This is a genomic window from Nostoc sp. JL31 (genome assembly GCF_017114965.1).
In the GTDB taxonomy this organism is placed as follows: Bacteria; Cyanobacteriota; Cyanobacteriia; order Cyanobacteriales; family Nostocaceae; genus Nostoc; species Nostoc punctiforme_A.
This window is the reverse complement of the sequence record NZ_JABXKO010000039.1, coordinates 23,061-33,763: the sequence shown is the minus strand read 5'-3', so window position 1 is coordinate 33,763 and position 10,703 is coordinate 23,061. Positions and strand designations below refer to the sequence as shown.

Genomic DNA, 10,703 nt, shown 5'->3' with positions numbered 1-10,703 from the left:
CCCAGCCATACACAGATACACCCCTCTCATACGAGAAGTAGATTACCATATTTCGATATTAGTGGGATAGGTTCCAGGTGAACAAATTCAAAATGTGATCTCAGTTGGGATGCTGTCTGAAGGATGGGATGCTAAAACAGTAACTCACATTATGGGTATTAGAGCGTTTACCAGCCAACTTCTCTGTGAACAAGTTGTGGGTCGAGGCTTGAGAAGAACGGCTTACGACGTTAACCCAGAAACAAACTTACTTGAACCAGAGTATGTCAATATTTTTGGTGTTCCCTTCACCTTTATTCCCCATGAATCTAATGAAGAAACAACACCTGCACCTCCTCAACCTAAAACTGAAATAAAACCTGACCCAGAAAAGCAAGAGTTTGAAATTAGCTTTCCTAATATCATCCGAGTTGATTACATTTATAAGCCTGAACTTAAGCTTAATTTAAGTCAAGTTGAGCCTTTAGAGCTAGATGCCTTTGATAATAGTACACTGGCTGAATTAGCGCCAATTGTTGATGGTAAACCAGATGTCACAAAAATTAAGGGGATTGATCTGGAAGATTTAGGGCGCAAATTTCGGATGCAGAAAATTGCCTTTGAGACTGCCAGAGATATTTTTGATCAGATGAAACCTGGATGGAAAGGTAATCAAGAATATTTATTAGCCAAGCTGATTAGATTAGTAGAAGAATTTATTGACTCAGGTTTAATCCGAATTAGTCCACCTTTATTCAATTTAGATGAAATTCGACGGCGGATTATTATTACTCTCAATCTGAGCAAATTAGTTCAGCACATTTGGAATGCTATTTATTTAGAAAATACAGAAGCAATTGAACCTGTTTTTGACCAAAATCATCCAATTCGCTCTACTGGTGATATGCGCTCATGGTATACGGGTAAGCCATGTGAATACACGCGGAAATCACACATTACCTGCTGTACTTTCGATAGTACATGGGAAGCTAGTGAAGCATTTGAACTAGATAGAAATCCCAATGTTGAGGCTTGGGTTAAAAATGACCACCTGGGGTTTGAAATTCTCTACATATTTGAAGGGGTTGTTCGCAAGTATCGGCCAGACTTTATTATTCGGATAAAAACTGGGAGTTTCTTGATTTTAGAAACTAAAGGTAAATATACCCACAAAGATGAAGCTAAAAGTTCATTTTTAGACCAGTGGATTAAAGCGGTTAATCAGCATGGTGGCTTTGGTTTTTGGCAACGAGATATATCAAGAAATCCAGCTGACGTTAAGATGATTTTAGATAGGGCGGTTTCTCTGTCAAAATGAGCCTCAAATTTGACCGTAAATATTCAAAAGTTAACGTAATCTCAAGGCTATTACCCTGTCAAAAACTTTTTGTCCAAGTCAAATTATTGACTGGCGATGAATTTTTGGCACTATCTCTTTTTTGCTCAATTAGGAATAGTACTCAAGGTAATTACTAACTCAAGACTAACTGACTTAAAAAGAAAGCAAGAGCTGCACTACCCAAAGGAACTGTCAAATTATCAATACCCAAAAATGAAACAGCCTCTAAAGCAGTAGCGGTAAATGCAACTAACAGTGATACTGTCCAAGTTTGCCAACTGTTTCCTTGAGTTCCAACTAAAATCAAATTGCTGACGAGATAGCTAACGAGCATCATAGTTAGGGAGCCTTCCCAACTTTTTTGCGTACCAAAAACTTTATACTTATGTTTACCAAAGCGTTGCCCAATTAAGGCTGCTAATCCATCTCCCCAAGTCATTACCAAAATTCCGAGTGCTGCGTACTGGGGTTGTTGCAAGTACCAGAACCAGGCGACTAAAATACCGAAACTGACAGAGTAAAAAAATGTCCCTAAGCTTTGCCGTCCAACACTATTAATACCAGGAAGAATGGGCAATCGGTAGGATAATAAGGTGATTGCACTCGCTAAAATAGAAGCTGTAATCCCTACGCTAGCGGGAATATCTAGCCACCAAGCGATTAAAATCACATTACCAGTGCCAATATGAACTATCTTCCGCACGATTTCTGGCTTGTCGGCAAAGCGGTTTACCACCCCTGCAATCAGGAGGATGAGTAACACCCAAATTGCAGCCAACGCAATTTGCAGCCAGAAAACCGGGATTGAGGTGAAGTCAGAAAATGTAATTAACAAAGATGCGACAAATGAAAATTTTTACCCCTGTTACTAATTTATAAGATTTGGGTAGCTGCAATGAAATTATTATTTATTTGGCTGATTCGGGGCTACCGAATGTTTATCTCGCCGTTGTTTCTCCCGACTTGTCGTTTTCAACCAACTTGTTCGATGTATGCTATTGAAGCTATTGAACGATTTGGAGTGTTACGTGGTAGCTGGATGGCAACTCGGCGGATTTTGCGCTGTCATCCGTTTCATCCAGGTGGTTACGATCCAGTGCCAGAGGTGGTAGAAAAGGTGAAGGAGGAGTAGTTTTGTGCAAATGGTGGCGAATTGAGGATTGAAGTTTAAACGCAAAGGAGCGCGGAGGGAAGCGCAGAGGGGCGCAGAGAATGAGAAGAGAGGTAGATTATTAAAGGATGTGTTCGTGGGTATAGCTATTTGGGGAGATGTCAACAGATGAGGTTGTCATCTAGCGTGGGAAGGTTGAATAATTTAATTTGGACTTACGATGATTAATCCTACTGCGATTTCTATACCCGAACCACAAATTCCTACTCCTGGCCCAAGTCCGCTACCTAGTCCCGAACCTGTACCGGGGCCAGCGATACCCCAACCGTTACCGGGGCCTGTACCAGAACCAGTACCTACTCCCATTCCTCAAACAGTTCCAGGGCCAATTCCCCAAACCATACCGGAACCTGTTTAGATTACCTTGGTAATGTAATCCAAAATCTCAAATCTAAAATCCAAAATGCTAAGAGCCGGAATTGTCGGACTTCCCAACGTCGGAAAATCTACTTTATTTAATGCTGTAGTTGCTAATGCCAAAGCTGAAGCAGCTAACTTCCCTTTTTGCACGATTGAACCGAATGTCGGCGTTGTCGCAGTACCGGATGAACGGTTAAATGTTCTTGCTAAGATTGCCAGTTCGGTACAAATTATCCCGGCGCGGGTTGAATTTGTGGATATTGCTGGTTTAGTTAAAGGTGCAAGTCAGGGTGAGGGACTAGGAAATCAATTCCTGTCCCACATCCGGGAAGTTGATGCGATCGTCCATGTGGTACGTTGTTTTGAAAATGATGATATTATCCACGTTGCTGGTTCTGTTGACCCAGCGCGAGATATTGAAATCATTAATATAGAACTGGGTTTATCAGATTTAGCACAAATTGAGCGGCGAATTGACCGCACTCGCAAACTAGCTCGTACCAGCAAAGATGCACAGTTTGAAGTCTCAGTTTTAGAAAAATTAGCTGCGGCTTTAAATGAAGGTAAATCGGTGCGTCAGGTGAGCTTGAATGAAGAAGAAACAGAAATTATTAAAGGATTAGAACTGCTCACTTATAAACCGATTATCTACGCCGCCAATGTATCTGAAGATGAGTTGGCAACTGGTAATCATTTTGTGGAAACAGTGCGGCAAATTGCAGCGACAGAAAATGCCCAAGTTGTGATAGTTTCGGCTCAAGTTGAAGCAGAATTAGTGGAATTACCAGAAGAAGATAAAGCTGATTTTCTCGCGTCTTTAGGTGTGGAAGAAGGCGGTTTGAAATCATTGATTCGGGCAACTTACATGCTTTTAGGTTTGCGGACATATTTCACTTGTGGCCCTAAAGAAACCCGCGCTTGGACAATTAATGCGGGAATGTCTGCACCTCAAGCTGCTGGTGTAATCCACAGTGATTTTGAGCGGGGATTTATTCGCGCTGAAACTGTCGCTTATAAAGATTTGGTAACAACCGGTTCGATGAATGCTGCCAAGGAGAAAGGGTTGGTTCGTAGTGAAGGAAAAGAGTATGTTGTGCAGGAAGGGGATGTAATGTTGTTCCGATTTAATGTGTAGGGGTAATTAATCAGTGGCCGTTATCTTTGAGATAATGGTCAATCTACACGAAGTTGCGTAGGCTTTGCCCGCCGTAGGCATCGCACCAAATAAGTTGACAAATATTCTATAATGTGCATAAAAATATGCGAGGCGATCGCAAATAAACCAGCAATCCTCAAAATTTAGTAGCTACTTCCACCCACAATATACAGATAAGAACCCAAATTCTCATCGTCTGTACCAACTACTACACCACCTTCTGCACCGGGAACAAGTTCCATAGCTTCAATTTTGTGATAATCAGAGCGGTAGAGGGGAACAAATTGAGAATTTTGCCGCCATACAATTTTGTCGCCACGCAATCCCAAGTAACCAGCGATATACACAGCTGACTGAAATGGGCCATCATCCCCAGCATCACTTGCTGAGGTGATCTACACAATTCCTACGGGGTCTACTTTAATATCTGAAATATGGCGAACATTGCCAGATGGAAACGGTACTTTCAGATTGGCAGAACCTGCGATATTAATTTGATATTTAGCTAAGTCAAATATTCCCCAAAAAATAGTTGCTGGTTGTTCGCCTTTACCTCGATGCCCCCAAATAGCAACTAATTTCCCATCTATATTTTGTAATCCAAATGCTTCAAAATTATTTCCTTGAATAATTTCTGGTAGACTGAATTCTTTCAGCACCGAGATGGTCTTGTTAGCAGAGTCTAACCTGATGTAATAAGCTTTTCCAGAACTGCTTAAAGCAATAAAAGAGGATTTTGTTTTCTCTGGAACAGATGTTAAAGCTTCTAAGTCGATGGGCAATTGTGTATTGTTTGGCCAATTCAATGGGAAATATTCAGGTTGCCTTTTATCCTTAATGCTAATAATTGCTAAACGACCTTGGTTTTTTTGTTTGTTGTCATGGACAATCAGAAAATCAAGCGTATTGCTTTGTTGCTCTATCAAAGCTATACCACTGATACCGAAAGGGATACCACCGTGAACTGGACGCCAATCTTGGGCCCAAACTTGCTGGGATATGAGTAACAATGCACCTAAGACTACTATATTGATGATTAACCTAAGAAACCGAGGCATATTGATTTAGCCAAGTTGTGAGTATCGTTAAAAGGAGTGTGTTAACGGATGAATCATATCAAATCCAAGCAATTTGCACCCACATCCATAAAAGCAGCTTTTGACACTCACAATAGCAGTATAGTTACGTAATTAGTTTACTTTCGATAGTACTTTCTGTAAAGAAAGCAATAATTCGTTGACAGTATAGGGCTTCGACAAAAATGTATTGACACCAATAGCTGCTACTGCACTGAGCTTATTCTCAGACATCAGTCCACTGCTGGCGATAATTCTGACTTGGGGGTTGATTTTTTGCAAGGTACGCATGGCAGTTAAACCATCCAGTGAGGGCAGCATAATATCCATGAGGACGGCACTAATTTTATCTCTATTTTGAGCATATAGCGCGATCGCCTCAATGCCATCACTGGCAACTAAGATTTTGTAGTTGTGAGCTTCTAATGATGTTATCGTAATCTCTTGAATGGCGGCTTCATCATCTACAACCAAAATCAATTCTCCATGTCCTGTCTTTGGTGGCAAATTTTCGGGGCTACGTGTTTCTATTCCCCCCACTGCTGGCAAGTAAACCTTAAAGCTAGTGACACTTTCCGGTTCACTATACACGTTCACAAAACCTCCGTGACTTTTAACGATTCCCAATACTGTGGAAAGTCCTAAACCCGTACCCTGTCCGACATCTTTTGTAGTAAAGAATGGCTCGAAAATTCTATCTAGCATTTCTTTAGGAATCCCAACTCCAGTATCGGAGACAGTAATTACTATGTAAGGCCCCTCTTTGGCTTCTAGGTTCATGCGGGCATAATTTGCATCAATCAACATATTTTCGGCAGAGATACTCAAAGTACCGCCATTGGACATAGCATCGCGGGCATTAACGCAGAGGTTCATCAGCACTTGATGCAGTTGGGTACTATCTCCAGAAACCATCCACAAATCTTGCGGTACATTAGTGCTGATTTCTATCGATTTGGGAAATGTCTCTTTAAGAATCTTGGCAATTTCCACAATTATATGTCTGAGTTGCAAAGTGATGTGCTTCCCTTCTACACCCCGTGCAAAGGAGAGTACCTGTTTGACTAAATCAGCACCGCGTCTAGCGTTAATTTCTAAAATTTCTAGTAGATGACGAGTCCGCTCATCTGCATTGGGAAATTTCAGCGGTAGCAGTTGCGCTCCTGCCAAAATCGGTGTCAGGATGTTGTTGAGGTCATGAGCAATACCACTAGCTAAAGTGCCAATACTTTCGAGGCGTTGAGCGCGAAATAATTGGGCTTCTAGGTGCTTTTTCTCGGTAATATCTGTGTCAACGGTGAGAATTGATTTGGGTTTTCCTTGTTCATCGCATACCAGACTCCAGCGACTAGCCACAAGGACTTCTTTGTTCATTTTAGTAAGTTTTGTTAACTCACCCTGCCACTTACCTTTACTAATAGCTTGCAATAGAGCCGCTTCAATTTCTGGCGAAGGTTCGTCATCCAAAAGTTCGCTAGCATTTTTACCCCAAGCCTCTGTAGCTTGCCAGCCGTAAAGTGTTTCTGCACCTTTGTTCCAGAAGATAATTTGATTGTTTAAATCTCGGACGCAAATGGCATCTGTGGTGACATCTAGTAATGCTGCTTGTTCGCGGATTTTTTCTTCTGCCAATTTGCGATCGCGTAGCGCAGCTTGTCGTTCGCTAATATCTATACTGGCACATGTCACCCCGACAATTTCTTGGGTTTCATTCCGTAGTGGCTCGACAGTTAAATCGTAATATCGCGTTGTATCTTTGATGGTAATTGATACTTCTTCTCGCGTTCCTACGCCTGTAGTCAGCACCCCACGTTTAATTGCGATCAGATGTTGAGCATCTTCTACTGGGATGATATCTAAGTCTTGTTTGCCCAATATTTTCTCAATTGTCAATCCAAATGGGGGATTATAAACCCAGGTGTACCGTAAATCTTTATCCTGGTTGTAGACAAAGATTGGAGAGTTTTTGAGAGCAACCCGAAATCGCTCCTCACTCTGCCGCAGTGCGTTGTCTGCCCGTTGGCGTTCGATGGCATAACGCATAGATCGCACCAGTAAGTCACCAGTTACTTGCCCCTTCACTAAATAATCTTGCGCTCCTTGTTGCATTGCGCTAGTTGCCAGGGTTTCATCATTTGTACCCGTCAGCACAATGATTGGAGTTGCTTTTGCCTGATTGTGAGCAATGACAAAGGTTTGTAATCCCTGGCTATCTGGCAGCGAGAGGTCTAATAAAATAACATCAAAAGTTTCGTTTGTTAGGTAGTTGACTGCTTCATAAAGTCCTTCAACGGGCATCAACTTAACTACAACTGTGGTAACTTCCTTAAATAACTCTTGCAACAATAAGACATCACCAGGGTTGTCTTCTACTAACAAGACTTTAATAATATTTTCACCTGCCATTTCCACTACTCCGGTGGCAGTTTTACGATCGCAAACCAAAAATTTTCTATTGATTGGACAATTTTCACGAATTGATCGAAATCTACTGGCTTGGTTATATAACAGTTGGCAAAAAGGTTATAGGCTTTGAGGATATCTTCTTCAGATCGGGAAGTAGTCAAAACTACTACAGGAATTCGTTTGAGTTTTTCATCTCCTTTTATTTCTGCTAATACCTCTCGTCCATCTTTTTTCGGAAGGTTAAAATCGAGCAGTACAATATCTGGATGAGGCAGTCTAGCATATTTTCCCTGTTTTCGCAAGAATGCCATTGCCTCTACACCATCCTCGACTACGTTTAAGTGAATTGAGATTTTACTATCTTCTAGGGCGATGCGTGTAAGTTGGACATCACCAGGATTATCCTCTACTAACAAAACCTCAATAGGCATAATCGCTGTTATGGTGTTTACCATTGCTTACCTACTCTATCTGGAATTGTGAAGTAGAAAGTGGAGCCTTGATCCGGTTTCGACTCAACCCAGATCCGGCCGCCGTGGCGTTCGATAATTTTCTTACAAATGGCCAGACCAATTCCAGTACCTGGATACTTGTCTCTACCATGCAAGCGCTGAAAAATTATAAAAATACGTTCCGTATATTGGGATTCCAAACCAATTCCATTATCACGCACTGAGAACAACCATTCATCCTCCGAGGGGGTAAAATTTAAATTTTTTCCATCTAATATATCTGCATCTGCCTTACGTACCCCAACGTGAATTAATGGCTGTTGATGAGCGCAAAATTTGAGCGCGTTGGCAATCAGGTTTTGAAATACTTGTGTCAATTGGGTAGCATCAGCCATCACTTGAGGTAGAGTATCGTAAGTGACAACTGCCTTTCGATCTGCGATCGCAACTTGAAGATTAGCAAGCACCAGTTCTAAGACAACACTACAATCAACTGGCATAAAAGGCTGTCCACGGGTGCTGACGCGGGAATAGTTTAACAAATCGTTGATTAGGGTCTGCATCCGGCTGGCCCCATCTACTGCGTATGTAATAAACTGATCCGCATTGGCATCCAGTTGGTTTTTGTATCTCCGCTCCAGTAGTTGTAAATAACTAGTTACCATCCGCAACGGCTCTTGCAAATCATGAGAAGCCACGTAGGCAAACTGTTCTAATTCCGCATTAGAACGAGTAAGTTCCTGACTTTGCTGGGTTTCTTTTTCTAATAGTTGCGCCTGAGATAAAGCAATCCCAATTTGGTTAGCTAATTGCTGTAACAAATCTGTCTCAAACTGATTCCACTGTCGAGGTGCGGCACACTGATGAGCTAGCAATAAGCCCCAAATATCATCTCTGACAAGAATCGGCACTACCAGATTAGCCCTGACAGCAAACTGCTGAAGAAATTCTCGATGGCATGGTTGGATATGAGCAGCTTCAATGTCTTCAAGGGCACTTACTCTTCCCTGGCGATATCTCTCTATATATTCTTCTTTAAAACAGGGGTCAAAAATATTTTCTCCTAGAATTACTGGCCAACCAGGCAGGACTGCCTCTTGTACCACTGTTCCGGAACCATCAGTTTCCAGTCGAAAAATCAACACTCGGTCAGCTTGCAGTAATTTTTGTACCTCTGTGACAGTGGTTTGAAGAATTTCATCTATTTGTAAAGAGTTTCGAATTTTTAGAGTGATTTCGGCAAATAGTTGCGATCGCAAATTTTGCCGCTTTAATTCTTCATCTGCTCGCTTGCGATCTGTGATATCAGTATAAGAACCGACCATCCGCACTATATCACCCAATGCGTCCCAAAGTGCCTGTCCTCGATCTAGAATCCATTTATAGCTGCCGTCTTGGCACTGGACTCGATATTCACAGACGTAAAATGGTGTTTTCTTGGCAAAGTGGTCTTGGAAAGCCTGAAGTACCCAATCTTGCTCATCGGGATGTATTCGTTTTGTCCATTCATCCCAACGGTTGGAAACTTCGTCGTCTTTATAGCCGAGCATTTCCTTCCATCGAGTCGAGAAGAACACTTCATTAGTCTTGAGGTTCCAATCCCAAATACCATCATTATTACCGTGTAATGCTAATTGCCAACGTTCTTCACTTTCTCGTAGTGCAACTGATGTTTTGTGTCGTTCAGTAACATCTTGAAAATAAACAGACAAGCCGTCTTTTGCTGGATAGGCGTGAACTTTAAGCCACTGTTGCTGTGGCAGATAGAACTCCTCAAATTCGACGCTCACCTGTTCTAAGATTGCCCTGCGATATTCACAATCAAATCTTGTACCGATAATTTCTGGAAACACCTCCCAGATATTTTGACCCAAAAGCTCATTGTGAGTTTTTTGCAACAGCCTTTCTGCTTGACCATTAATATAGGTGAATTGCCACTTTTGATCTAGGGCAAAAAAACCATCAGTAATACTTTCGAGAAGATTGGTGATGTGGGTTTTGGCGGCTTCAGATTGGGCGTGGGCTGTTTGCTCGTGCGCCACTAGTTTCTCAGTAACTTTAGATACCTCACTTACATGACGCCTGAGTTCGAGTTGGTCGATTACCAGGCGACTCAAACCCACAAATGCCTCCACTTGTTTTTGGCTTAGTTGTCGTGGAACTTGGTCAATTGCACACAGAGTTCCCAACATATCTCCCTGCGGAGTAATTAAGGGTACACCTGCATAAAAACGTATATATGGATAGCCAGTTACTACCGGATTACTTGCCAACTTCTCATCAGCTAGGGTATCAGGAACCACCACAACATTACGCTGCTCTTGGCAAAGATAAGAGAATCCAACACTCCGGGGCATTTCTGATACATCTAAACCTATTTTTGCCTTAAACCATTGACGGTTTTCATCAATAAAATTTACCAAGGATATGGGAGTGCCACAAATAAAGGCCGCTAACTGAGCAAGATTGTTGTATGCTTCTTCGGGTTCTGTGTCAAGAATTTGATACTGGCGGAGGGCTTCTAACCTCGTTACTTCTGTATCAATATGTCTAGGTTTCATTAACTTTTTTTAATAAATATAAATGTGATATCCAGTCAGCAGCGTGATTATCTCAAGAATAGCTTAACCTTTTTTAATAATTGTTAATTATTTCCTCACCTTTGGTTGTTCAGGAAAGTCTGTTAAAAGCGATTCTTAAAATCCTAGTGTAGACAAGTTTAGGGCTGATATTCTTTACTGTGCATGATTAGATTTAGTTATTA

At 41.6% G+C, this 10,703-nt stretch carries 8 protein-coding genes and 1 pseudogene; 4 read left to right on the top strand and 5 right to left on the bottom strand.

Annotation, left to right across the window (positions count from 1 at the left end):
* The first annotated feature begins 94 nt into the window (after window positions 1–94).
* Window positions 95–1,297 carry a hypothetical protein gene (locus HWQ43_RS08625; protein WP_292732107.1) on the top strand — a complete coding sequence of 401 codons (1,203 nt, stop codon included), beginning with the start codon at window positions 95–97 and terminating at the stop codon, window positions 1,295–1,297.
* A gap of 154 nt (window positions 1,298–1,451) precedes the next feature.
* Here HWQ43_RS08625 and HWQ43_RS08620 read toward each other — a convergent pair whose 3' ends face one another.
* The gene (locus HWQ43_RS08620) at window positions 1,452–2,153 is read right to left on the bottom strand and encodes a diacylglycerol/polyprenol kinase family protein (RefSeq protein WP_292732106.1); all 702 of its coding nucleotides are present in this window, start codon (window positions 2,151–2,153) and stop codon (window positions 1,452–1,454) included.
* Between the two features lie 60 nt (window positions 2,154–2,213).
* On the opposite strand from HWQ43_RS08620, the gene yidD reads away from it, so the two are divergent.
* From yidD to ychF, 3 genes are all read left to right on the top strand, one after another.
* A complete protein-coding gene (gene yidD / locus HWQ43_RS08615) occupies window positions 2,214–2,450 on the top strand; it encodes a membrane protein insertion efficiency factor YidD (RefSeq protein WP_012412579.1) in 237 nt (78 codons plus the stop codon).
* Between the two features lie 199 nt (window positions 2,451–2,649).
* Complete coding sequence (locus HWQ43_RS08610; protein ID WP_292732105.1) at window positions 2,650–2,847, top strand: hypothetical protein; 198 nt, start codon at window positions 2,650–2,652, stop codon at window positions 2,845–2,847.
* 45 nt (window positions 2,848–2,892) lie between these two features.
* Entirely contained in the window at window positions 2,893–3,984 is a 1,092-nt protein-coding gene (ychF, locus tag HWQ43_RS08605) for a redox-regulated ATPase YchF (RefSeq protein ID WP_292732104.1), read from the top strand.
* 164 nt (window positions 3,985–4,148) lie between these two features.
* Here the strand turns inward: ychF and HWQ43_RS08600 are convergent.
* From HWQ43_RS08600 to HWQ43_RS08585, 4 genes and pseudogenes are all read right to left on the bottom strand, one after another.
* Window positions 4,149–5,063: pseudogene (locus HWQ43_RS08600) on the bottom strand (hypothetical protein).
* A gap of 132 nt (window positions 5,064–5,195) precedes the next feature.
* Complete coding sequence (locus tag HWQ43_RS08595; RefSeq protein WP_292732109.1) at window positions 5,196–7,487, bottom strand: response regulator; 2,292 nt, start codon at window positions 7,485–7,487, stop codon at window positions 5,196–5,198.
* A 5-nt stretch (window positions 7,488–7,492) separates the two neighbouring features.
* Entirely contained in the window at window positions 7,493–7,942 is a 450-nt protein-coding gene (locus HWQ43_RS08590; protein WP_292732103.1) for a response regulator, read from the bottom strand.
* Window positions 7,936–10,500, bottom strand: a complete 2,565-nt coding sequence (locus tag HWQ43_RS08585) for a GAF domain-containing protein (RefSeq protein WP_292732102.1) — start codon at window positions 10,498–10,500, stop codon at window positions 7,936–7,938. Before HWQ43_RS08585 ends, HWQ43_RS08590 begins: the two co-directional genes overlap by 7 nt.
* Between the last annotated feature and the right edge of the window lie 203 nt (window positions 10,501–10,703).